A 22,421-nucleotide genomic window follows, 5' to 3' on the forward strand; every position below is an offset into this window, starting at 1 on the left:
ATAAAACTTTGGATGCTATAGATTGAATAGCTGTTTGTGCTCATGTCCTGTGCGTAAGGGCCTTATTTGGTTCCGAAAATACGGTCGCCGGCATCGCCCAAGCCTGGCAGTATGTAACCATGCTCGTTGAGTTGCCTGTCGATCGCTGCGGTGTAGATGGCCACGTCGGGGTGCGCCTTTTGCAGGGCCGCAACGCCTTCCGGGCAGGTCAGCAGGCAGACAAACTTGATCGACTTGGGTTTGAGTTGCTTGAGCCTGGTCACAGCTGCGATGGCCGAGTTGCCGGTGGCGAGCATCGGGTCGACGATGACAACATCGCGCTCTTCCATTTCCTGCGGCATCTTGAAGTAGTACTCGACCGGCGCCAGGGTTTTCGGGTCCCGGTACAGGCCGATGTGGCCCACGCGGGCGCCAGGCACGACGTTCAGGAAACCATCTAGAAAACCGTTGCCGGCGCGCAATATGGAGACAAGAACCAGCTTCTTGCCATCGATGATCTTGCCGGTCATGGTTTCCAGCGGCGTTTCCACTTCGATGTCCTGAAGCGGCATGTCGCGGGTAACTTCGTAGGCCATCAGGTTGCTCAACTCGCTGAGCAGGGTACGAAAGGTGCTGGTCGAAGCGTTTTTACGGCGCATCAGCGTCAGCTTGTGCTGCACCAGCGGGTGGTTGATCAGGTGAACATTGCTCATGAAGGGATGGCTTTCTTGTGGTGTCAGAACCGATTGTCAGCGTTTTTTGCCACCGAACAGGCTGCCCAGTACGCCACGGACGATCTCGCGTCCGACAGTCGAGCCCATGGTGCGGACGGCAGACTTGGCCATGCTTTGCGCCAGGCCGTCATGTTTGGCACCGCGCGGACCGGTGCGGCCAAACAGCATGTCGTTCAGCCCGCCCAGCATGCCGCCCGAATTCGACTGGCCTGCCGCGCCGCCATTCGGCGATGCGGCCGCTGGGGCGGCTGCAGTGGCACGTTCCTGGAGCAATTCGTAAGCCGATGCGCGGTCAACTTCTTTTTCATAGACACCGGCTACCAGCGAGTCCTGAAGGAGTTGCTGGCGCTGCTGCGGCGAGATCGGACCGAGCTGGCTGCCGGGCGGGAGCACAAAGACGCGCTCGGTGACGCTGGGCCGGCCCTTGGCGTCTAGGAAACTCACCAGCGCCTCGCCGACGGCCAGTTCGGTGATTGCGGTTTCTATGTCCAGCCCGGGATTTTGCCGCATGGTTTGCGCCGTGGCCTTGACTGCTTTCTGGTCGCGTGGTGTGTAGGCGCGCAAGGCATGCTGCACCCGGTTGCCCAATTGCGCCAGCACTGAATCCGGAATGTCCAGCGGATTTTGCGTCACGAAATAAACACCGACGCCTTTGGAGCGAACCAGCCGCACCACCAGTTCAATGCGCTCGACCAGTGCCTTGGGCGCATCGGTGAACAGCAAATGCGCCTCGTCAAAGAAGAACACCAGCTTGGGCTTGTCGGGGTCGCCGATTTCGGGCAACTGCTCGAACAGCTCGGACAGCATCCACAGCAGGAACGTCGCGTACAGGCGCGGCGAATGCATCAGCTTGTCGGCCGCCAGGATGTTGATGACGCCATGCCCGGCGCTGTCGGTCTGCATGAAGTCGCTGATGTTGAGCATCGGCTCGCCAAAGAATTTCTCGCCGCCCTGGGTTTGGATCTGCATCAGCCCGCGCTGGATGGCGCCGACGCTGGCGGCGCTGACATTGCCATATTGGGTGGTGAACTGGCTGGCGTTGTCTCCCACGTACTGGAGCATGGCGCGCAAATCCTTGAGGTCCAGCAGCAGCAGTCCGTTGTCGTCGGCGATCTTGAAGACCAGGTTCAGCACACCGGCTTGCGTTTCATTCAGGTTGAGCATGCGGCCCAGCAGCAAAGGCCCCATGTCAGACACTGTGGCACGGACCGGATGGCCCTGCTCGCCAAACACATCCCACAGCGTGGCGGGACATGCCAGCGGCTCGGGTGTTTCCAGCCCACGTTCTTTCAGAATGCCTGCCAATTTTTCACCAATGACGCCAGCCTGGCTAATGCCGGTCAGATCGCCTTTCACATCGGCCATGAAGACCGGCACTCCGATTCTGGAAAAGCTTTCCGCCAGGGTCTGCAGGGTGACCGTCTTGCCGGTTCCGGTGGCGCCCGTGATCAGGCCATGCCGGTTGGCCAGTGCAGGCAGCAGCTCGCATGGGGTCAGGGCGTTTTTAGCAATGAGGAGCGGCTTGGCCATGATGTGGTGGTCCTGATAAAACGGCGTGGGAGAAGGGCAAGCGAAAAGTAAAATGCTGTAGATTAAATCAATTGCTGAAGGATTTTCCGTGGCCGGTCATAGTAAATGGGCGAATATTCAACACCGCAAGGGTCGGCAGGACGACAAACGCGGCAAGGTCTGGACGCGGGTGATACGCGAAATCATGGTGGCCGCGCGTCTGGGCGGTGGCGACCTGGCAACCAATCCGCGTCTGCGCCTGGCAGTAGAGAAAGCCAAGGCAGCCAACTTGGCGGCCGACACTGTCAAGCGCAACATCGACAAGGCCACAGGCAACCTCGAAGGCGTCCACTACGAAGAAGTTCGTTATGAAGGTTACGGCATTGGCGGTGCGGCGATCTTGGTGGACTGCATGACCGACAACAAGGTTCGCACGGTGGCCGAAGTTCGCCATGCATTTTCGAAGCACGGCGGCAACATGGGCACCGAAGGCTCGGTGGTATTCCAGTTCAAACACTGCGGCCAGCTTATCTTTGCGCCGGGAACGAACGAGGACCAGGTTATGGAAATTGCCCTGGAAGCGGGAGCCGACGATGTGATTGCAAACGAGGACGGCGCCATTGAGGTGCTGACGCCTTACACCGAACTGGAAACTGTCAAGAACGCCCTGGAGGCCGCCGGCATGATCGCCGAATTGGCCGAAGTCACCATGCGCGCCGACAACACCATCGAGCTGGCCGGCGAGGATGCCCAGAAGATGCAAAAACTGCTGGATGTGCTGGAAGACATGGACGATACGCAGGCAGTCTTTCACAATGCCGAGCTTTCCGAATAAACCACTTTAGAAAACACAACAACAATGAAAGCTTCATCATGAAAGTCTTGGTCGTGGGCGGCGGCGGCCGTGAACATGCGCTGGCCTGGAAACTGGCCCAGTCGCCCAGGGTGCAGGCGGTGTATGTGGCGCCGGGAAATGGCGGAACAGCCCTCGATTCTCGGATTGAGAATATAAATATCACTGATCCGCACGCCCTGCGGGCTTGGGCTGCTACAGAAAAAATAGCATTAACGGTCGTTGGCCCAGAGCAACCACTGGCCGCCGGCATCGTCGATGAGTTTCGCGCGCACGGTCTGCGGGTGTTTGGCCCGACCAAGGCGGCTGCGCAGCTGGAAAGCTCCAAGGCGTTTTCCAAGGCCTTCATGAAGCGCCACCATATTCCAACCGCCGACTACGAAACCTTCAACGATGCGGTGGCGGCGCATGCCTATGTCGATGAAAAAGGCGCGCCGATCGTGGTCAAGGCCGACGGCCTGGCCGCCGGCAAGGGGGTGGTGGTGGCCATGACCCTGCACGAGGCGCACGAGGCGATCGAATTCATGCTGGCGCCGGACCCGGAATTCAATCCGCTGGGCGTGAGCCACAACGAAGGCGGCGCGCGCGTGGTCATCGAGGAATTTCTGCAGGGCGAGGAAGCCAGCTTCATCGTCATGTGCGACGGCAAGAATGTGGCCGTCATGGCCACCAGCCAGGACCACAAGCGTTTGCTCGATGGCGACCAGGGGCCGAACACGGGCGGCATGGGCGCTTATTCGCCAGCCCCGGTGGTCACGCCCGATGTCCACGCCCGGGCGATGCGCGAAATCATCTTGCCCACCATCCGAGGCATGGAAAAAGACGGCATTCCGTTCACCGGTTTTTTATATGCCGGCCTCATGATTGATGCGCAGGGCAAGCCCAAGACGCTGGAGTTCAACTGCCGCATGGGCGACCCGGAAACCCAGCCCATCATGATGCGCTTGAAAACCGATCTGTTCGAGGTCTTGATGGCCGCCACCTCGGGAACCCTCGACAAGGTGGAAATGGAATGGGACCGCAGGCCGGCGCTGGGCGTGGTGATGGCCGCGCACGGTTATCCGCTGCACCCGCGCAAGGGCGATGTCATCCACGGTCTGCCTGTGGCAGCGGAAGACGCCATGGTGTTTCATGCAGGAACGCAACGGCAGGACGGTGCGACGCTCACTTCGGGTGGCCGCGTGCTGTGCGTGACGGCGCTGGGCAGCACCGTCAAGGCGGCGCAGCAGCGCGCTTACGACGTCGCACGAGGCATTGATTTCGATGGCGCGCAGTACCGCAAGGACATCGGCTACCGGGCGATCAAGTCTTGAGAGCCAGCCATGTCCAGCATTGATCTTTCAGCCGTTCGCGGTTTTTTGCTGGGTCTTCAGGAGCGCATCACCGATGCCGTTGCCGAAATCGACGGCCAGCCCTTTGTCAGCGATTCTTGGCAAAAAGAGCCGGGCGAGATGCTTCAGGGCAATGGCATCACCAAAATCCTGGAGCAGGGCAAGGTGTTCGAGCGTGCAGGCTGTGGCTTTTCGCATGTGCGCGGGCCCAGGCTGCCGCCTTCTGCGACCCAGCATCGACCAGAGCTGGCAGGCGCACCGTTCGAGGCGATGGGTGTTTCTCTGGTGTTCCATCCCCGCAACCCCTACGCGCCGACGGTACACATGAATGTCAGGATGCTGGCGGCAACCCCTGTCGGTGAAGCTGCCGAGCCGGTTTGCTGGTTTGGCGGTGGCATGGACCTGACGCCTTTTTACGGCTTTGATGAAGACGCGGTGCATTTTCACCAGGTTTGCAAAGACACGCTGGCACCGTTTGGCGAAGACAAACATCCACGTTTCAAGCAGTGGTGCGACGAGTATTTTTTCCTCAAGCACCGCCAGGAGCAGCGCGGCATCGGTGGCGTGTTCTTCGATGATTTCCAGGAGCTTGGCCTGGCGCAGAGCTTGACAATGATGCAGGCTGTAGGCGATTCGTTCCTGCAGGCGTATCTGCCGATCATCAAACGTCGCAAGGACAGCATCTTCACGCAACGCGAGCGCGATTTCCAGTTGTACCGCCGCGGCCGCTATGTGGAGTTCAACCTGGTGTGGGATCGGGGAACCCATTTTGGCCTTCAGTCCGGTGGACGCACCGAATCGATCCTGATGTCGATGCCGCCGCTGGCAAGCTGGTCTTACCAGCGACCGAACGAAGCCGGGTCCCCCGAGGAGCGCCTGTACAAAGAGTTTCTTATCAGGCGGGACTGGGTTTGAGTAGCAGCGCTGCTGGCCTTCCCAAACGCATCGGCGTGTTCGGCGGTTCGTTTGACCCGCCCCACAACGCGCATGTCGCATTGGCCCGGGCTGCGCTGGAGCAGTGCGCTCTTGATGTGCTGCATGTCATTCCGACCGGCCAAGCATGGCACAAGGCCAGGACGCTCAGCGCCCCCGAGCACCGGCTGGCCATGGCCACGCTGGCATTCGGCAACGTTGATCGTGCCATGGTGGACGCGCGTGAATTGCAGCGCCCGGGACCTACCTTCACCATTGATACCCTGAAGGCTTTGCAAGCCGAGAATCCAGGATGCCAGCTCTACCTGTTCATAGGCGCTGATCAGTTTGCGAGCTTTGGCCAATGGCATCAATGGAGAGAGATTCTTGAAATAGCTATAATTTGTATAGCTGCCCGCACAGAATCCGCGCTGACTCAAGCCGAGTTTGATGTTTATGCGCCGCACAACCACCGGTTTTTCGTTCTCAAGCTACCTTTGATGCCGTTCAGCGCCACCCAGATTCGCCAGATGATGGCTGCAGGCGCGGCCTCCGCTGAAGAAGCCAGAAAATTGGTTCCTGACGCGGTTGCACGTTATATTTCGCACTATCAACTGTACCGCCCCGGTTAATTTTTCACCCCCTTTGAAGCAAAGCATTGCATGACCCCCACCACTGTCAAAATCTCAAGCACCGAGGGCAAAAAAGATGTCCAAAAACTGCAACGCGCCATCATTGACGGGCTCGAAGATGTCAAGGCGCAAGACATCCAGGTGTTTGATACCGAGCACATCACATCGCTGTTTGAGCGCGTGATTGTTGCCTCGGGAACGTCCAACCGGCAGACCAAGGCGCTTGCTGCCAGCGTGCGCGACGCCGTGCGGGACGCTGGTTTCGCCAAGCCGCGCATCGAGGGCGAGGACAATGGCGAATGGATTATTGTTGACTGCGGGGCGGCTGTTGCACACATCATGCAACCCACGATTCGCCAGTATTACAACCTGGAAGAACTCTGGGGCGAAAAGCCCATCAAGCTCAAGCTCGGCGCCCCCACGCCGCTGCCAAAGGCCGCCAAGGTCGAGGTGAAAGCAGAAGTCAAGCCGGCCAGGTCGCGTACGGCGGCCGGCGGCAAATCAAAATTGCCGGCAAAGCCGGCAAGGGCCGCAAAAGGCACCGGCGAAGAAAGCTTGCCGGACGCCACAACGTTCGCACGAACGGACGACGGCACTTATGTAGGCCGCGTTGGAAAGACGCATGACTGGACGGCCAAGCGCAATGCGACCGCACCGGCTGCCGAACCTGAAGCCAAGCCGATCAAGGCACGCAAACCATCCTCCAGGTTGGCCTCGGCCGAGTCCAAGCCAGTGGTGGCCAAGGCAGCCGCCAAAAAGGTGGTTGTCAAGACACCTGTCGTGAAAATTCCTGTGGCCAAGAAAGTCGCGGCCAAGCAGGCTGCGGTCAAGACGGCTGTCAAAAAGTCAGTTGCCAGAAAGCCAGCTGCGAAGAAAACCACGACCCGGAGCGAATGAGGCTGACGATCGTCGCCGTCGGCCAGAAGGTGCCCGACTGGGCACAGACGGCCTATGACGACTATGCCAAACGCTTTCCTCCTGAGCTGAAGGTTGAACTCAGGGCGGTCAAGACCGAACCGCGTGGCTCCAAAACTTTGGAAACCCTGCTTGCTGCGGAACGCTCCCGCATTGAAGGCGCCATTGCACGGGGCTGCCGGATCGTGGCACTGGATGAGCGCGGAACGGCTGTGACCACGATGGCGCTTGCGGAAAACCTCAAGAGCTGGCAGTTGTCCGGAGATGATGTCGCCATCGTGATCGGCGGGCCGGATGGACTGGATGCCGGCTTCAAGCAGTCAGCCCATCAACGCATTCGCCTCTCGGACCTGACCCTGCCGCATGCTATGGTGCGCGTTTTGCTGATCGAGCAGCTTTATCGCGCCTGGAGCATCACCATCAATCATCCGTATCATCGCGAATAATTTTTTCAGGCGGGTTCAGCATGGTGCAGTTTGTTTATCTGGCCTCTCAAAGTCCAAGGCGGCGCCAGTTGCTGGAACAACTGGGGGTCCGGTATGAATTGCTGCTGCCGGATGCGGGCGAAGATAGTGAAGCGTTGGAGGACGCACTGGAAAACGAGGCACCAGCACGCTACGTCAAGCGGGTGACAGGCCTCAAACTCGACGCCGCTTCAGCGCGCCTGACCCGACGCCAACTGCCGCCAGCGCCCATCCTGTGCTCTGACACCACCGTGGCCCTTGGTCGAACCATTTACGGCAAGCCCGACGACGCCCGCCATGCCGAGCGCATGCTGTCTGAACTTTCTGGCAAAACGCATCGAGTTCTGACGGCGGTGAACATCCAGTCCGGGCAGCAGCGTTTTTGCGCACTCAGTAGTTCCAAGGTGAGTTTCGAGCCCATGACTGCCGACCAAATCAGTCGCTACGCAGCCACCGGGGAACCGCTGGGCAAGGCGGGTGCTTATGCCATACAGGGCAGGGTGTCCATGCATATCACCCGAATCAACGGCAGTTACAGTGGCATCATGGGCCTGCCGTTATGGGAAACGGCCTCCCTGCTTCGGGCCGCTGGACTTGAAATTTAGCCTTACTGTCTGAGAACAATGCAACAAGAGATCCTGATTAACTGGTCGCCCCAAGAGACACGCGTTGCAGTGGTGGAGCATGCCGCTGTGCAGGAACTGCAGGTGGAGCGGACGCTTGAGCGTGGCCTGGTGGGCAACGTCTATCTTGGCAAGGTGGTCCGCGTGTTGCCGGGAATGCAGTCTGCGTTTATCGACATAGGCCTGGACCGCGCCGCATTCTTGCATGTGGCCGACTTGATGAGCAGTATCAACAGCCGCCATGCCGAGCCCGAGTCTCTTCCGGGTGGCTCAGCCGCCGTGCCTGGAAGTCCATCTTTGCAGCCGATCGAGAAACAGTTGTTTGAAGGACAGGCCTTGATGGTGCAGGTCCTCAAGGACCCGATGGGCACCAAAGGTGCACGCTTGACGGCGCAGATCAGCATTGCGGGCCGTTTGCTGGTCTTTCTACCGCAGGATAACCACATTGGCGTCTCGCAAAAAATTCCGCCCCGCCAGCGTGAAGAGTTGCGTCAGCGGGTTCAGTCTTTAGTCGTCGATATGGGGGGTGGTTTTATTCTTCGTACCAATGGCGAGGATGCCACTGATGTTGAACTGGCTGAAGACATTGCTTATTTGCGGAAAACCTGGCTTCGTATCAAGCAGGCTTCCTTGCAGCTGCGGGCAACTTCTGTTTTGCATCAGGATTTAAGCCTGCTACAGCGCGTGCTGCGGGATATGGCGCTGGAAAATACACAAACCATTCGGATCGATTCGCGCGAACAGTTTGAAAAACTCAAAGCTTTTGCCCTGGAGTTCATGCCATCAACCGTGCCAAAGCTTCAGCTTTACAGCGGTGAAAGGCCTATTTTTGACTTGTTCAACATCGACGAGGAAATTGCAAAGGCGCTGGGTCGCCGGGTGGACCTCAAGTCCGGCGGCTATCTGGTCGTTGACCAGACTGAAGCCTTGACGACGGTTGACGTGAACACCGGGGGATTCGTTGGCGCCCGAAACTTCGACGAAACCATTTACAAAACCAATCTGGAGGCTGCCCAAGCCATTGCGCGACAGCTGCGTCTGCGCAATTTAGGCGGTATCGTGATTGTCGATTTCATCGACATGAGCAAAGAAAACCACCGTGATGCCGTATTGGCTGAGTTCAAAAGACAACTTCAGAGAGATCGCATAAAAACCGCTGTGAATGGATTTTCAGCATTGGGATTGCTTGAAATGACACGCAAGCGAACGCGGGAGTCATTGGCGCATCAGCTGTGCGAACCTTGCAATTCCTGTAGCGGAAAAGGAATTGTCAAATCGGCCCGCAGCGTGACGTACGACATCCTGCGTGAAATTTTGCGTGAAGCACGCCAGTTCAATCCACGGGAATTCAGGATCGTGGCGTCTCCCAAAGTGATCGAGTTGTTTCTGGACGAGGAAAGCCAACATCTTGCAAGTCTGAGTGACTTTATTTGTAAACCTATTTCTCTGCAGGCTGAAGCGGTGATGGCCCAAGAGCAATATGACATCGTGTTACTTTGACACCGAGACGGTCCCAGCATGTCCAAAAGATTCACCGCAAACATCCGGCCCATTCCGATTCTGGTGTATCACCAGATAGCTGCCGCACCTCCAAAAGGCAGTCCTTTTCGGAGCCTTTACGTGGCACCAGAAGCTTTCGCCAGTCAAATGGCTTGGCTTGAGCGACTTGGCTATCAAGGTTTGTCTATGACCGCCTTGCAACCCTATTTGGTTGGCCAGAAAAAAGGAAAGGTTGTGGGAATAACTTTTGATGATGGCTACTTGAACAATCTATCGAATGCCTTGCCCTCGTTGACAAAGCACGGTTTTTCCTCGACCTGTTATGCCGTCAGCGGCTTGCTTGGCAAGACCAATGTCTGGGATGGAGGGATTGGCATTGCGCAGACCCCGTTGATGAATGAATCTCAACTGCGTCAATGGGTCTCTGCGGGACAGGAAGTGGGTTCTCATACCCATCAGCACATTGATCTGACAGTTAGCAACAACGACAACTGTCGGCTTGAAATTACGATAGGAAAAAATGTGCTCGAATCAGTGGTGAAAAATCCAGTAGATCATTTTTGCTACCCTTATGGTCGTTATCAACCAGAACACATAGGGATGGTTGATGAAATAGGTTTTGTGACAGCCACCACCACACAGAGAAGTCGTTGCCATGCCCAAACGGACATGCTTCAATTGCCGCGTGTGCCCGTTTTACGTTCGACTATCCTCCCAGTGTTCTGGCTCAAGGTTGCAACTGCTTATGAAGACCGCAGGAAAAAATGAGTTTGCCATCGCCAAATTCTGCTGAAAATTTAATTGGTTATCAAAGACGTCTGCGAATTGCTGTCTTCAACCGGAATTTTTCGACAACTGGCGGTGGTGCAGAGCGCTACTCGATTGCATTGGTCGAGCAACTTGCTGCCAAGCATGACATTCATGTTTTTGCTCAGGAGATAACCCATAACTGGCCTGGCGTCACTTATCACCGGGTCTCCATGCCAATGCGCAAACCCCGGTGGATTAATCAGTTGTGGTTCGCCACATGCACTTGGTGGCTGACTGGCAGTGGTTTTGATGTCGTGCATTCTCACGAAAATACATGGCATGGTGACGTTCAGACGGCGCATGTGTTGCCAGTGAAATACACTCTTTTTAGTGAGCTTCATGGCTGGCGGCAAGTTTCTAGGTGGATCAAGGTGGCAACTAGCCCTCGCCTCCTGGCCTATCTGGGGCTAGAGCATTTACGGTTCATGTACCGTCCCAACAGAAAAGTAGTGGTTACTTCGGAAAGCCTTCGCAAGATCATGGAATCCACTTATCCAGGTTGTGGACGGATGATGTCCGTCATCACGCCGGGAATCACGCTACCGCCTTTGCTAGTGACACCACTGGGCAAAAAAAATGCAAGGTCACTCTTGGGTTTGCCTCAAGATGGATATTGCATATTGTTTGTCGCTAATGATTACAGGAAAAAAGGGCTAAATACCTTGCTTAAGGCACTGAGTCAATGTCCCGCGGGGTTCGTGTTGGCGGTTGTGGGAAATCTGTCTGAATTACCCATCTTCATGGAACAAGTGAAAATTCTAGGATTGCAATGCCGGGTTTTCTTTTTGGGTACTTTGCAAAATGTTGCGCCTGCTTATGAGTCTGCTGATTGCCTTGCCCACCCAACCCTTGAGGATACTTTTGGAATGGCTGTTCTTGAAGCGATGTCATACGGACTGCCGGTGATCGTAAGCAGTTCAACATATTGCGGCATCTCAGGGCTTCTGCAGCATAGTGCGAATGCTTTGATTATTGATGATCCCTTGGATCCGACCGAGCTACAGCATGCGCTTGAAAAGGCTCTGACTCAACCGCTGTTGAATGCAGAGTTGAGCAAAGGAGCAATAGCCTTTGCAAACTGCTATCAATGGACCAAGCTTGCATTACAGCAGGAGATGTTGTATTTGGACGTTGACGCAACCAAAAACGGGTAGGACCAATCCCGACTGAGCAATAACAAAGCCGCTGATTCGAGTATGTTGAGCGGCCAGCCATGGCATCTTGAGAGTGACAAGAAAGCGGGCAAATATAGTGTTCACGAAACAAACAAGTGGACACTCTGGAAACGAAGAGAGTGGCGTTGCGCGAGCACAGCGCCCAATTGAGGGCCGAGGTGCTTCAGGCCTGCCGCCATGCCGATGCTTTTGTGGCCGCGATAGCGCTGCGAAACTGGTTGAACGCTAACGCAGTTTACCGCTGGCTGCGCGAAGATGCCCGAGGCGTTGATGCAGGCGGTGGCAGTCATACTGATGTAAACACCAGGCTCCGCGCCGAGTTCATTGCAGTGCGATTGCCGCCAGCGGCTGTTGCGGCCGCTTCGACAGACATTCGCATCGAAGTGCGCCGAGGTGCATCGACTGTCACGGTGGCCTTGCCACTTTAAGCAAGTGCCGAGTGCGCGGCCTGGGCCAATAGTCCACGTATCCGATTCATGCAGGCGACATGTTCTTCCTTAAGTGCTAGGATATTGTCGCCGACCGAAAGTTGACCACCTAGAGGCCGAAGGGGGGTGCGGCTAAAAACTTGGACTGGTTATGCCGTAAGTCCGAGGCGCTCTCGGTATTCGACGGGACTGAGCGAGCCAAGGGAAATCTTGATGCGCTTTTCGTTATACCAGCGGATGTAAGAGTCGATGATGTTCATGAATTGCTCAATGGTCGTGGCCTGCCAATCCCGAGGATAGAACAGCTCCGTTTTTAGCCGTCCGAAGAAACCCTGACAAGCCGCATTGTCTGGCGAGCACCCTTTACGCGACATTGACCGAACCAGCTTTGCACCGCGTATCCGGGTAAGCCAGCCAGGCCAGCGATAGTGGGCACCGCGATCAGAATGGACAATGGGCCGGTCATTGCCGTCGGCCACCGTCTCGATGGCGGCATCGAGCATAGTGTTCACCAGATCGGCGTCTGGACGCGTGCCGATGGTCCAGCTGACCACCAGGCCATCGAAGCAGTCGATCATGGGCGACAGGTACACCTTGCCAGCCGGGATGCCTGCCGGCGTGGTCACACAGTCAGCTACCTGCGCACGCCACGACTGGCCGAGGAGTTGCGTGTGCTGCATTGTGCGGACGGATTTGGCAAGTGGCTGGTGCTCCTGGCAAAGACCGACGTCTTGATTCTTGATGACTGGACGCCAGCACGCGGGCTGATTTGCTGGAAATCATTGATGACCGGGCTGCCACCCGGGGCACGATTATCACCAGCCAGTTGCCGGTGGAGCACTGGCACAGCTGGATTGGGGACGCGACGATCGCCGACGCGATGTTGGACAGGCTGCTTCAGCGCACGCACCGGATCACGCTCAAGGGGGAGTCGCTGCGCCGGTCCAGAGAAAAACCATCAGGCGATCAGGTGGTGGCTGCGGCACCGGATACACCATAAAACACAACAGGGCCCGCTTGAGGCGCCCTTGAAGACACTAAAAAAGAGGAATATCCAACACCAAAAACCGAAATATCTACAATTTAAAGCGTGCTGTGTTCGGCCGGTTCATCCCGTCGGTCACGATCACCGGAATGACCGGTCACGATGCCGGAATCATCGGTCACGTTCACCGGAATACGCATTTGAGCCCGACGAGTGGAAGGCGCATGGTTGCTGGTTTTGTCTTGATCTCGCTGACGACGATTTTTTTGGAAAGTCGCCCGCCTGCGGATCGGTGTCAGCCTGTGCCAGTTGATTGCAAGCCAAACGCTGTTTGCCTTACTGTATTCTCATGCTTGGGATAACTACTGGCCGACGTTGGACCAACTTGGTGCTTGCGCGCTGTATATCTTGTGCACCCTGGCTTTCATCAGGAATCAACGGTGAGCCTTTTCATTACGAGCTGAATCATGAAAATTGAAATTCCCGAAAAGAAAAAACTGGTTCATGAAATGCGTATTCCCATTCGCTGGGGCGACATGGATGCCATGGGACATCTGAACAATGGAACTTACTTTCGCTATATGGAAACCATCCGTATCGACTGGATGTATTCCATTGGTTGCCAGCCTGATCCGAAGGGTGAAGGTCCCGTGATCGTCAATGCGTTTTGCAACTTTTACAAGCAGCTCGAGTACCCGGGCGAGGTGCTTATCAAGATGTATGTCAGCGACCCAGGTCGAACGACCTTTGAAAGCTGGGCCACGATGGAACGCGCCGAACACCCTGGAATCCTCTGTGCCGCCGGTGGCGCGACCACCATCTGGGTTGATTTTCCAGCTCAAAAAGCAAAGAACCTGCCGGACTGGATGCGCCAGCGAGTCGAAAGCTAATTTACTCATAAAAAGTCCACTTTCCGCAGGTTCGATTTGCATTCTTAGCTATCAATAAAAGAGCTAAAGACCTGTTTTTTACTGGTTTCTCCTTGCTTGCTCTGACATGGCTGCAAGGGATTGTGAATACGTAGCCGGCATTGTCTTGGTGGCTGGCGATTCGCTGCATGGTGCGGTTTTTTCATTCCGCACCAGCGTGCCCGTATTTCTGACGACCATCGCCCGAACCTGCGTTCCAACACGCGATGGGTTTCAACGATTTGGGCTGGCGTGGCTAGGTGACTCTTGCTTTGAACCTTGTTGATTCGGGTCATTTTTCCTGACCTATGGGCTTGTGTCGCAGCCCGCCAACTCCGTGATGACCCGGCGAAGCAGAACTATGCGTTTGGCTTGTATCGGCTCCTTGGCGGTTGACAAGGCGGCCTGTGTGATTGCCAAGGTCACAGTGCAAATTCCCCACCCGACATCGGCTGGACCTCCTTCTGCTCAAGTTGTTTCCAGCGACCTTACATCAGGCGACTGTGTGCCACAGCGGAAACCTGGCGCTTTATCCATTTCAGGCAAAAGACGACTCAGTTAATCGAATTATTCCTACAAGCTAGTAGGAATAAGACTACAAATTTTTACTTATGGCGATTTTTTTTCAAAAAAACAAGATTTTTTTGCTGAAAAACAGGAAATTAGTAATTAAAAGTATTTATGTAACAAATTGGTTTAAGGCTTAAAAATTGATGTTACCAATTAAAACATTAAAATACTTGATTTTATTATTTATTATATCGTTTTTATCAATAAAAAAATATGTAACATTATTACAATTTGATGCTTTTATTTATATTTGTTAACTACTTGAATCAGGATAGTTGAAGTGCCTGCTTTTGTTTCAATCCGTTAGGTACACACCTGATATTTCGAAATCAAACCGAGGTTTTTTTAAGCGTGAAAGGCATGCTTTTTAAGGTCAGGTTATGGGATTCAAAACAAATGCTGAAATTCCAAAACTTAAAAAGTTTCTTAAATATTTCTGATTTTTGTAAGAATTTACCTACATTTTTTGTAGTCAAAAACAAAAAACATTTCAAAAATATGTAAATAAAAGTGGTTTGGGTACCTATTAAGATTTGGCCAGATTTTGAGCTTAAGTGAGGTTTTTTACAAAACCAACATTTGAAGCTGGTGATTTGCCAGGCGCTAGGGCTCTATTTGTAGATTGAACTCATTTAAAAAAGTGAGAAAAAAAGCTGAGTTGGTTTTTTGTTCAGTGAAATATAGACAACTTTTACATTTAAATATACATTTATGCCAAAACGTAACTTCGCAAAGATCTTCTCCGTAGCGACTGCTGCGGTCTTGCTTAGCTTGGGTCAATCAGCCCGCGCGCTTGAAATAGCTCCGTACTTCCACGCATGGAGCGGCGGTACCTTGACCGAAGCGAAACGTGTGGCAGGGCTTGACAGTGCGACGCTTGCCTTCGCCATCACCAAGGGAACTTGCAGTCTTGACCAAGATTTGCTGAACAAGCTTCCCGATGCGCGCACTTATGTCGGCGCAGGTGGCCAGCTCATCATTTCGTTTGGGGGACAAAACGGTGTGTATGCAGAGATTGCCTGCAAGGACGATAACCAGCTTTTCAATCTGCTTGACAGGCTGATAGTCGATTCCGGAACACGCCGGATTGACTGGGATGTTGAGGGTCATCAATTGCTGGATGTTGATGGAACCGCTCGCAGGACGCGCGTCTTGGTCCGCCTTCAAGCGAAGTACCCTGATCTTTATACGTCATTCACCTTGCCTGGCTGGCTGCGCGGAGTCGATGCAAATTCGATGAATCTGTTGAAGACGACGATCGCCGCAGGCGTGCGAATCAGCATGGTCAACGTGATGACCATGAGCTTTGGCCTTGAAAACCTCAGGACCATGGTTGTGCCCTCCACGGTGGCGCAGGCGTCCATCATGACCTTTCGTGCCGCTGTCAGCCAGATGGCAACCCTTTATCCGAACAAGACCCAGGCGCAATTGCACGCCATGATGGGAATGACGCCGATGATCGGAAAGAACGATGACGGCTCGACTTTCTCGCTGGTTGACGCAAAAACGATTGCCGACTTCGCCAAAGCCAATGGAATCGGACTGCTTTCTTATTGGTCATTTCAACGCGACCAGGCGCAAGCCTCGAATGCCTCGACTGATCTGGGCTCATTCAGTGGCGTCGCACAGTCCAACTACCAGTTTTTGAACATCTTCAAAACAGCTGGTGGTTCTGTGGTGCCAACACCGACACCAACAGTAACCGTAACGTCCTCCCCAACGCCAGTCTCCACATGCGGCAGCTCAGCCTGGGTTCAGGGGAAACAATACGCTGTCGGCAGCATCGTGAGTTATTCCAATGGCACACAGTACAAAGCCAACTTCGCCAACCCAGGGTACGACCCAACCATCAGCACCTACTTCTGGTCCCAATACATCTGCGCGGTTTCATCCACCGCTTCAATAGCAACAGCACCAGCCCCCGCGCCAATTCCGGCACCTGCACCGACTTGCAGCAGCTCAGCCTGGGTTCAGGGGAAACAATATGCTGCCGGCAGCATCGTGAGTTATTCCAATGGCACACAGTACAAAGCCAACTTCGCCAACCCAGGGTACGACCCAACCATCAGCACCTACTTCTGGTCCCAATACATCTGCGCGGTTTCATCCACCGCTTCAATAGCAACAGCACCAGCCCCCGCGCCAATTCCGGCACCTGCACCGACTTGCAACAGCTCGACCTGGACACAAGGCAAGCAATATTCCGCCGGCAGCGTGGTGACTTATTCAAACGGCCTCAAGTACAAAGCCAACTTCGCCAACCCAGGGTACAACCCAACCATCAGCACCTATTTCTGGTCGCGGTATGCTTGCTAAGCCTTAAAGGCGCTTGCACATTTAGCCGCATTTGATCAGTAAGATTCCGGGCTTCAGGCATCAATGGCCTGAAGCCCGGCATCACGACCGGATGCTTGTTTCCTGCCAATCCGGGCGGTGACTGCTTCTAGTGAAGACAGGGTGCGGATAAGACTGATGCAAGGGACTGCAGCGCTGGATGCTGCCTGAGTTCATTGCGGCCTGCCCGCCGTCAACCGGCTTGCCAGTGCAGTTGCTGATGCGCAAGGCGGCACCGTCCTACAGCCTGAGAGCTTCAATGGTTGCGCGGAGAATTTCGAAAGGTCGTATCCTGCTAGCCTGTCCGGTAACAAGGCGAGCTGACCCATGTTTTTTCTCGGAATCGGAACTGCTACGCCTGCAGCGCGCTACACCAAGGCAGAGTGCCTGGACGCGTTCCAGAATTCCGACTGGTTTGAACGACTCGATGCGCGTGCGCATTTGGTGGCGCGCACCGTCCTGCAGCGCGACAACGGCATTGAGGCACGGCGACTGTCCGTCGATTCACTGGCTGATGTGTTCTGCATCGACCCCGATACCCTTTTTCAACGGTTCTTGGACCATGCACCCGCGCTGGCCACCCAGGCTGCAGCGCGAGCCTTGGAAAAAGCCGACTGCCTTGCGCAGGATATTGATGCGGTGGTGGTCAGCACCTGCACCGGCTATCTGTGCCCGGGGCTGACGGGCCATGTGGCCGAGCGGCTCGGCCTGCGGCCCGATGTCCAGGCCTTCGACCTGGTCGGCCAGGGCTGTGCGGCGGCGCTGCCCAATTTGCAACTGGGCGCTGCGATGCTCAAATCGGGTACCTGTGAGCGGGTGCTGTCGGTCTGCGTCGAGGTCAGCAGCGCTGCCATGTACCTCGACAACGACCCCGGCGTGCTGATCAGCGCCTGCCTGTTCGGCGACGGCGCCGGCGCTGCGGTGCTGTCGCGCAAGCCTGGCGCGGCGGGTCGGCAGGTCGAGTGGAAAAACAGCACTTCGCTGCTCGAGCCGTCCCGGCGCGATGCCCTGAAATTCGAGCAGCGCGCCGGCATGCTGCGCAACATCCTGACGCGGGAGGTGCCAGCGCTGGCGGCCGATTATGCGCAGCAGGTGCTGGAGACCGTGCTGCCTCGGGCCGGCCTGGGCCGCCAGGACATCAGCGCCTGGATCATGCATGCCGGCGGCCGCGATGTGCTGCGCGCGCTGGAGCACCGCCTGGAACTGGCGCCCACCGATCTGCGTTACAGCGCCGCCATGCTGCGCGAGTACGGCAACCTGTCCAGTGCCTTTGTCTATTTCGTGTTGCAGGCTGCGCTGCAGGACCGTGCGCCGGGTGGCTGGTGGTGGCTGTCGTCCTTCGGCGCCGGTTTCAGCTGCCATGGCGCCTTGCTGGAAGTGCAGTCCGCATGATGCCCCTGCCGCGCATCGTTGCCGCTGAAACACTCGATGGACTGGCTGAAGACGATCCGGCGGCCATGCGCTCACGCCGTGACCTGCAGCGCATCCATCGGTTCATGGGCACACGCGGCATCATGGCCCGGGCGCTCCAGCGCCTGCTGGCATCCCGTCCTTCGGCGGCGCCCCTTCGGTTGCTCGAACTTGGCGCGGGCGACGGCAGCCTGATGCTGGGCGTTGCCCGTGTGCTGGGTGCACGCTGGCCGAAGGTGGAAATTACGCTGCTGGACCGTCAGGACCTGGTGAACCGATCCACCCTCGACGACTATGCCCGTCTCGGCTGGACCGCCACTCCCCAGGTCGTTGACGTGTTCGACTGGGCTTCAACCCAGTCGCCGGCGGTGCGCGAGCCAAGCGCGCGCTGGGATGTCATCGTTGCCAATTTGTTCCTGCACCATTTCGAAGGCCCTGCGCTGGCCACGCTGCTGGCAGCGATTGAGTCGCGCGCCCGGCGTTTTCTGGCCTGCGAACCGCGCCGCGCCGCGCTTGCCCTGGCAGGCAGCCATCTGGTCGGGGCAATGGGCGCGAATGCGGTGACGCGCCAGGACGCCGTGCTGAGTGTTCATGCCGGTTTCAGGGACCAGGAACTCAGCGCGCTGTGGCCGGGCGGGCAGTCGTTCTGGACTGTCAGCGAATCTTCGGCCGGGCTGTTCAGCCACTGTTTTTTGGCCGAACGAAGCGGTCTGGGCGGGGCTGAAGCATCCCCATGAACACTCGTTTCGACGCCATCATCATCGGCGCCGGGCCTGCGGGCTCGACCGCTGCCATCTTGCTGGCGCGGGCCGGATGGTCGGTGGCGCTGGTGGAAAAGCAGCGTTTTCCACGCCGCAAGGTCTGCGGCGAATGCCTTGCGGCCAGCAACCTGCCGCTACTCGATGCCCTGGGCATCGGCGCTGAATTTGACGCCAGCGCCGGGCCGGAACTGCGCCAGGTTGCGCTGATGCAAGGACAGCGAACGTTCATCGCCGACCTGCCGGCGGCAGACCCGCCAAATCGCGCCTGGGGCAGGGCGCTTGGCCGCGAGACGCTCGACACGCTGCTGCTGGCGCAGGCCCGTGCCAGCGGGGCGGTGGTGTTTCAGCCGTGGTCGGTGCTGGCGCTTGGCGGCAGTGTGGGCGATCACCGGTGCGATATCCGCGCCATCGGTTCGGACCACCGGGAAATGCTGCATGCGCCGGTGCTGATTGCCGCGCACGGCTCCTGGGAACCCCTGCCGACGGGCCGGGCCGAGCGGCGCCTTGCGCGCCAGCCCGGCGACTTGTTTGCCTTCAAGGCCAATTTCCGCCATGCCAGCCTTGCGCCCGGCCTGTTGCCGGTGCTGTCATTCGAAGGCGGCTATGGCGGCATGGTGCTGGCCGACCAGGGCCTCACCACGCTGGCCTGCTGCATCCGGGAGGACCGGCTTGAAGCCTGCCGTCGCCTGAACCCGGGCCTGAGCGCAGGCGACGCGGTCGAGGCTTTCCTGAAGCAGGCATGTCACGGCGTGGCGCAGGCGCTGGGTCCGGCGCAGCGTGAAGGCGCCTGGCTGGCCACCGGACCGATTGATCCGGGTATCAGGCTGCAGGCTGGCGATGCGCAGTTTCGCATCGGCAATGCGGCGGGCGAGGCGCATCCCATCATCGGCGAAGGCATGAGCATGGCGATGCAGTCGGCCTGGCTGCTGTGCGCGCAGTTGCTGCAATCGGACGGGGCGTCCGATGGCCTGGCCGACAGCGCCTGGCAGTCGGAAGTGCGCCGCAGCTATGCGGCCGAATGGCGCCGTCATTTCGCGCCGCGCCTCCGGCTGGCCGCCAGCCTGGCGCACCTGGCCATGCGGCCTGGCCTGACATCGCCATGGCTGGGGCTGCTGGGCCGCTGGCCCGTGCTGATGACGCAGGGCGCGCGCCGGGGCGGCAAGGTCAGCTGCGCGATCAGCCCGGCCACGGTAAGCTGGCTGGCAGCGGGCGTCAGCGCACGATGCGCCAGGCCCGCCGCAGCGACCCCCGCCCATCGTGACCCTGGATAAAGCAAAGGAAATACATGCCAAGCAACACGACGTTCGACCGGCTCTGTGCCATTTTGATAAAGGACTACAAGCTGCAAGCCGCGCAACTCACGCCGGACGCGCCGCTGGAAGCCCTGGGCATCGATTCGCTGGGCGTCGCCGATCTGCTGTTCAATATTGAAGACGAGTTTGGCATCAGCCTGCCGCCCGAACCGGTGCAACTGTTGACCGTTGGCGACGTGGCGCGCTTCATCGACGAACTGGTGGCCAGGCAGCAGGGCCAGGCTGGCGCGCCGGGCACCGCGTCGCCGGCCGCGTTGCCTGAAGCCACTTCTTCCACTGTGCCGTGAGGCGGGTTGCCGTCACCGGCATGGGCGTGGTGTCGCCCTTGGGAAACAGTGCAGCAGAGGCCTTTGCTGCAGCACGCGCCGGGCGCTCCGCCGTTCACCGGCTCGATGTTCCGTTTGCCCACCGGCTGTCTGCGCCGCTGGGCGCCACGGTGGCCTTCAAGGGCGCCGACCATTTCGATCCGCCCCAGCTGCGCATGCTGGATCGCGTCAGCCAGTTCGCGCTGGTGGCGGCCCGCCAGGCGCTGGCCGATGCGCGGCCTGCGCTGGCAGCGCTGGACCGCCACCGCGCCGGTATCTTCATAGGAACCGGCATGGGCGGCATCGGCAGCATCGACGACGGCTACCAGACACTGTACGGCGAGAACTCCGACCGCATCAAGCCCTTCACGATACTGATGGGCATGCACAATGCGCCGGCGGCCTGGATCGGCATCGAGCAAAACTGGAGCGGGCCGAACCTGAGCTATTCGACCGCCTGCTCGTCGTCAGCCGTGGCCATCGGCGAGGCCTGGCTGCGGCTGGCCCGTGGCGACATCGACATTGCGCTGGCCGGAGGCACCGAAGCGCCGCTCTGCGTCGGTTCGCTGAAAGCCTGGGAGGCGCTGCGCACCGTGGCCAGTGTCGACCCGGCCGACCCGTCTGCATCGTGCAGGCCTTTTTCCAGAAACCGCAGCGGCATGGTGCTGGGCGAAGGCGCTGCCTTGCTGGTGCTCGAACCGTGGGAGCATGCGCTGGCGCGTGGCGCGACGATTCACGGCGAACTGGCAGGTTATGGCCTGTTCACCGACGCCGGGCACATCACCCGGCCCAGCGCAGCCGGCCAGGCGGCGGCCCTGCGCGCCGCCCTGCAATCAGCCGGCATGGCGGCAGACGAGGTGGATGCGATCAATGCCCATGGCACCGGCACTCCGGCCAACGACAGCGCCGAGACTGCCGCCATCAAGGCGGTGTTCGGCAGCCGCGCAAACCGCATCCCGATCAGCGCGACCAAGGCGCTGCACGGCCATCTGCTGGGCGCCACGTCGGCGCTGGAATGCGTGCTGTCGCTGATGGCGATGCAGCATTCAGTTGCGCTGCCGACGATGCACCTGCAGCAGGCCGATCCGCAGTGCGACCTGGACTATGTGCCCAACGCCGCGAGAGAGCGCGTCGCGGTGCGCAGCATGCTGTCGAGCTCGTTTGCCTTTGGGGGAACGAATGCGGTGCTGGCGTTGCGGGCTGCGGGATGAAAAATATGATCAAAAAGGTATTTTGCGCAGTATCAGTATGTGTTTAAAGCTATCGAATAAATAGCAATCAATCAGCTTTTGGTGCTTTAGGTAAACGCCCCATCAAGTAGAACTCCGGGTTCGGCTGCATGCCGCTGAAGCTTGCCATGCGGTTGGACAGGCCGAAAAAGGCGGTGATCGCCGCGATGTCCCAGGCGTCTTCGTCGTCAAAGCCGTGGGCCTGCAGCGCCTCGAAGTCGGCATCATCGATCTGGTCGGACTGCAGGCAGACCTTCATCGCAAAATCGAGCATGGCGCGCTGGCGCGGCGAGATGTCGGCCTTGCGGTAGTTCACCGCCACCTGGTCGGCCACCAGCGGCTTTTTTTCATAAATCCGTAAGATGGCGCCGTGTGCCACCACGCAATACAGGCAGCCATTGGCTGCGCTGGTGGTGGTCACGATCATTTCGCGTTCGCCCTTGGTCAGCGAGCCATTGGGGTTACCACTGGCTTCCTTGAGCATCAGGGCATCGTGGTAGGCAAAAAAAGCACGCCATTCGGCCGGGCGACGGGCCAGCGCCAAAAACACGTTGGGCACGAAACCGGCCTTTTCCTGCACTTCCAGAATTTTGGTCTTGATGTCGTCGGGCAGGTCGTTGAGCTTGGGGGCGGGGTAACGTGGCATGTCAGGTCTCCGTTTTGCTTTGTAAAAATGCCACATCGACAGCCAGCGGTTGCAGGGTTTGAATGGCTTCGGTGGTCTGGGCTGAATGCACTTGC

General features: G+C 57.7%; 21 protein-coding genes and 2 pseudogenes. 19 read left to right on the top strand and 4 right to left on the bottom strand.

The window, feature by feature from the left end; translation table 11 throughout:
- Window positions 1-62 precede the first annotated feature (62 nt).
- Together upp and IWX85_RS04200 are read right to left on the bottom strand one after the other, a co-directional pair.
- Window positions 63-692, bottom strand: coding sequence for a uracil phosphoribosyltransferase (gene upp / locus IWX85_RS04195; protein WP_036811585.1), 630 nt, complete (start codon window positions 690-692; stop codon window positions 63-65).
- A 36-nt stretch (window positions 693-728) separates the two neighbouring features.
- Window positions 729-2,243, bottom strand: a complete 1,515-nt coding sequence (locus IWX85_RS04200; RefSeq protein ID WP_196868847.1) for a helicase HerA-like domain-containing protein — start codon at window positions 2,241-2,243, stop codon at window positions 729-731.
- An 88-nt stretch (window positions 2,244-2,331) separates the two neighbouring features.
- Here IWX85_RS04200 and IWX85_RS04205 point away from each other — a divergent pair, with 88 nt between their 5' ends.
- The 11 genes from IWX85_RS04205 to IWX85_RS04255 all read left to right on the top strand — a co-directional run bounded on the left by IWX85_RS04205 (window position 2,332) and on the right by IWX85_RS04255 (window position 11,865).
- Window positions 2,332-3,057, top strand: coding sequence for a YebC/PmpR family DNA-binding transcriptional regulator (locus IWX85_RS04205; RefSeq protein ID WP_196868848.1), 726 nt, complete (start codon window positions 2,332-2,334; stop codon window positions 3,055-3,057).
- A gap of 38 nt (window positions 3,058-3,095) precedes the next feature.
- Window positions 3,096-4,388 carry a phosphoribosylamine--glycine ligase gene (gene purD, locus IWX85_RS04210; protein WP_196868849.1) on the top strand — a complete coding sequence of 431 codons (1,293 nt, stop codon included), beginning with the start codon at window positions 3,096-3,098 and terminating at the stop codon, window positions 4,386-4,388.
- 9 nt (window positions 4,389-4,397) lie between these two features.
- Window positions 4,398-5,321 (top strand): oxygen-dependent coproporphyrinogen oxidase, encoded by a 924-nt coding sequence (gene hemF, locus IWX85_RS04215; RefSeq protein WP_036811591.1) that lies wholly within the window; start codon window positions 4,398-4,400, stop codon window positions 5,319-5,321.
- Between the two features lie 35 nt (window positions 5,322-5,356).
- A complete protein-coding gene (gene nadD / locus IWX85_RS04220) occupies window positions 5,357-5,950 on the top strand; it encodes a nicotinate (nicotinamide) nucleotide adenylyltransferase (RefSeq protein WP_370584213.1) in 594 nt (197 codons plus the stop codon).
- A gap of 30 nt (window positions 5,951-5,980) precedes the next feature.
- On the top strand, window positions 5,981-6,847 hold the full coding sequence (gene rsfS, locus IWX85_RS04225) for a ribosome silencing factor (RefSeq protein WP_196868851.1): 867 nt from the start codon (window positions 5,981-5,983) through the stop codon (window positions 6,845-6,847).
- Entirely contained in the window at window positions 6,844-7,311 is a 468-nt protein-coding gene (rlmH, locus tag IWX85_RS04230) for a 23S rRNA (pseudouridine(1915)-N(3))-methyltransferase RlmH (RefSeq protein ID WP_036811603.1), read from the top strand. Before rsfS ends, rlmH begins: the two co-directional genes overlap by 4 nt.
- Before the next feature lie 20 nt (window positions 7,312-7,331).
- Window positions 7,332-7,934, top strand: a complete 603-nt coding sequence (locus IWX85_RS04235; RefSeq protein WP_196868852.1) for a nucleoside triphosphate pyrophosphatase — start codon at window positions 7,332-7,334, stop codon at window positions 7,932-7,934.
- Window positions 7,935-7,952: 18 nt separating this feature from the next.
- A complete protein-coding gene (gene rng / locus IWX85_RS04240; protein WP_196868853.1) occupies window positions 7,953-9,452 on the top strand; it encodes a ribonuclease G in 1,500 nt (499 codons plus the stop codon).
- 18 nt (window positions 9,453-9,470) lie between these two features.
- Window positions 9,471-10,220, top strand: a complete 750-nt coding sequence (locus IWX85_RS04245; protein WP_081932736.1) for a polysaccharide deacetylase family protein — start codon at window positions 9,471-9,473, stop codon at window positions 10,218-10,220.
- Complete coding sequence (locus tag IWX85_RS04250; RefSeq protein ID WP_196868854.1) at window positions 10,217-11,416, top strand: glycosyltransferase family 4 protein; 1,200 nt, start codon at window positions 10,217-10,219, stop codon at window positions 11,414-11,416. The genes IWX85_RS04245 and IWX85_RS04250 overlap by 4 nt, the downstream gene beginning before the upstream one ends.
- Before the next feature lie 116 nt (window positions 11,417-11,532).
- Entirely contained in the window at window positions 11,533-11,865 is a 333-nt protein-coding gene (locus IWX85_RS04255; protein WP_196868855.1) for an IS66 family insertion sequence element accessory protein TnpB, read from the top strand.
- Window positions 11,866-12,014: 149 nt separating this feature from the next.
- Here IWX85_RS04255 and IWX85_RS04260 read toward each other — a convergent pair.
- A pseudogene (locus IWX85_RS04260) lies at window positions 12,015-12,473 on the bottom strand (IS3 family transposase); the annotation flags it as partial.
- On the opposite strand from IWX85_RS04260, the pseudogene IWX85_RS20890 reads away from it, so the two are divergent.
- The 8 genes and pseudogenes from IWX85_RS20890 to IWX85_RS04300 all read left to right on the top strand — a co-directional run.
- Window positions 12,474-12,865, top strand: a pseudogene (locus tag IWX85_RS20890) (ATP-binding protein); the annotation flags it as partial. It abuts the pseudogene before it with no gap.
- Window positions 12,866-13,317: 452 nt separating this feature from the next.
- The gene (locus IWX85_RS04270) at window positions 13,318-13,740 is read left to right on the top strand and encodes a thioesterase family protein (RefSeq protein WP_036811638.1); all 423 of its coding nucleotides are present in this window, start codon (window positions 13,318-13,320) and stop codon (window positions 13,738-13,740) included.
- 1,299 nt (window positions 13,741-15,039) lie between these two features.
- Window positions 15,040-16,644: a hypothetical protein gene (locus IWX85_RS04275; RefSeq protein WP_051984413.1), complete on the top strand. Its 1,605-nt coding sequence runs from the start codon at window positions 15,040-15,042 to the stop codon at window positions 16,642-16,644.
- A 345-nt stretch (window positions 16,645-16,989) separates the two neighbouring features.
- Window positions 16,990-18,054 (top strand): type III polyketide synthase, encoded by a 1,065-nt coding sequence (locus IWX85_RS04280; RefSeq protein ID WP_036811641.1) that lies wholly within the window; start codon window positions 16,990-16,992, stop codon window positions 18,052-18,054.
- Window positions 18,051-18,809 carry a methyltransferase domain-containing protein gene (locus IWX85_RS04285; protein WP_231379517.1) on the top strand — a complete coding sequence of 253 codons (759 nt, stop codon included), beginning with the start codon at window positions 18,051-18,053 and terminating at the stop codon, window positions 18,807-18,809. The genes IWX85_RS04280 and IWX85_RS04285 overlap by 4 nt, the downstream gene beginning before the upstream one ends.
- Window positions 18,806-20,104: an NAD(P)/FAD-dependent oxidoreductase gene (locus IWX85_RS04290; RefSeq protein WP_036811643.1), complete on the top strand. Its 1,299-nt coding sequence runs from the start codon at window positions 18,806-18,808 to the stop codon at window positions 20,102-20,104. Before IWX85_RS04285 ends, IWX85_RS04290 begins: the two co-directional genes overlap by 4 nt.
- Before the next feature lie 14 nt (window positions 20,105-20,118).
- On the top strand, window positions 20,119-20,433 hold the full coding sequence (locus tag IWX85_RS04295) for an acyl carrier protein (protein ID WP_051984414.1): 315 nt from the start codon (window positions 20,119-20,121) through the stop codon (window positions 20,431-20,433).
- Complete coding sequence (locus IWX85_RS04300; RefSeq protein WP_081932740.1) at window positions 20,430-21,662, top strand: beta-ketoacyl synthase; 1,233 nt, start codon at window positions 20,430-20,432, stop codon at window positions 21,660-21,662. Before IWX85_RS04295 ends, IWX85_RS04300 begins: the two co-directional genes overlap by 4 nt.
- A 67-nt stretch (window positions 21,663-21,729) precedes the next feature.
- Here IWX85_RS04300 and IWX85_RS04305 read toward each other — a convergent pair whose 3' ends face one another.
- Window positions 21,730-22,326, bottom strand: coding sequence for a peroxidase-related enzyme (locus IWX85_RS04305; protein ID WP_036811647.1), 597 nt, complete (start codon window positions 22,324-22,326; stop codon window positions 21,730-21,732).
- Between the last annotated feature and the right edge of the window lie 95 nt (window positions 22,327-22,421).

The sequence above is a fragment of the Polaromonas sp. CG_9.11 genome, assembly GCF_015752225.1.
Classification (GTDB): domain Bacteria; phylum Pseudomonadota; class Gammaproteobacteria; order Burkholderiales; family Burkholderiaceae_C; genus Polaromonas.

Bases quoted from the DNA above. Each gene is read 5' to 3' on its own strand.
- rlmH (WP_036811603.1), top strand. From the start codon at position 6,844: ATGAGGCTGACGATCGTCGCCGTCGGCCAGAAGGTGCCCGACTGGGCA.
- rsfS (WP_196868851.1), top strand. From the start codon at position 5,981: ATGACCCCCACCACTGTCAAAATCTCAAGCACCGAGGGCAAAAAAGAT.
- upp (WP_036811585.1), bottom strand. From the start codon at position 692: ATGAGCAATGTTCACCTGATCAACCACCCGCTGGTGCAGCACAAGCTG.
- IWX85_RS04295 (WP_051984414.1), top strand. From the start codon at position 20,119: ATGCCAAGCAACACGACGTTCGACCGGCTCTGTGCCATTTTGATAAAG.
- IWX85_RS04270 (WP_036811638.1), top strand. From the start codon at position 13,318: ATGAAAATTGAAATTCCCGAAAAGAAAAAACTGGTTCATGAAATGCGT.
- rng (WP_196868853.1), top strand. From the start codon at position 7,953: ATGCAACAAGAGATCCTGATTAACTGGTCGCCCCAAGAGACACGCGTT.
- hemF (WP_036811591.1), top strand. From the start codon at position 4,398: ATGTCCAGCATTGATCTTTCAGCCGTTCGCGGTTTTTTGCTGGGTCTT.
- IWX85_RS04290 (WP_036811643.1), top strand. From the start codon at position 18,806: ATGAACACTCGTTTCGACGCCATCATCATCGGCGCCGGGCCTGCGGGC.
- IWX85_RS04200 (WP_196868847.1), bottom strand. From the start codon at position 2,243: ATGGCCAAGCCGCTCCTCATTGCTAAAAACGCCCTGACCCCATGCGAG.
- IWX85_RS04305 (WP_036811647.1), bottom strand. From the start codon at position 22,326: ATGCCACGTTACCCCGCCCCCAAGCTCAACGACCTGCCCGACGACATC.
- purD (WP_196868849.1), top strand. From the start codon at position 3,096: ATGAAAGTCTTGGTCGTGGGCGGCGGCGGCCGTGAACATGCGCTGGCC.
- IWX85_RS04275 (WP_051984413.1), top strand. From the start codon at position 15,040: ATGCCAAAACGTAACTTCGCAAAGATCTTCTCCGTAGCGACTGCTGCG.
- IWX85_RS04280 (WP_036811641.1), top strand. From the start codon at position 16,990: ATGTTTTTTCTCGGAATCGGAACTGCTACGCCTGCAGCGCGCTACACC.
- IWX85_RS04285 (WP_231379517.1), top strand. From the start codon at position 18,051: ATGATGCCCCTGCCGCGCATCGTTGCCGCTGAAACACTCGATGGACTG.
- IWX85_RS04235 (WP_196868852.1), top strand. From the start codon at position 7,332: ATGGTGCAGTTTGTTTATCTGGCCTCTCAAAGTCCAAGGCGGCGCCAG.
- IWX85_RS04245 (WP_081932736.1), top strand. From the start codon at position 9,471: ATGTCCAAAAGATTCACCGCAAACATCCGGCCCATTCCGATTCTGGTG.
- IWX85_RS04250 (WP_196868854.1), top strand. From the start codon at position 10,217: ATGAGTTTGCCATCGCCAAATTCTGCTGAAAATTTAATTGGTTATCAA.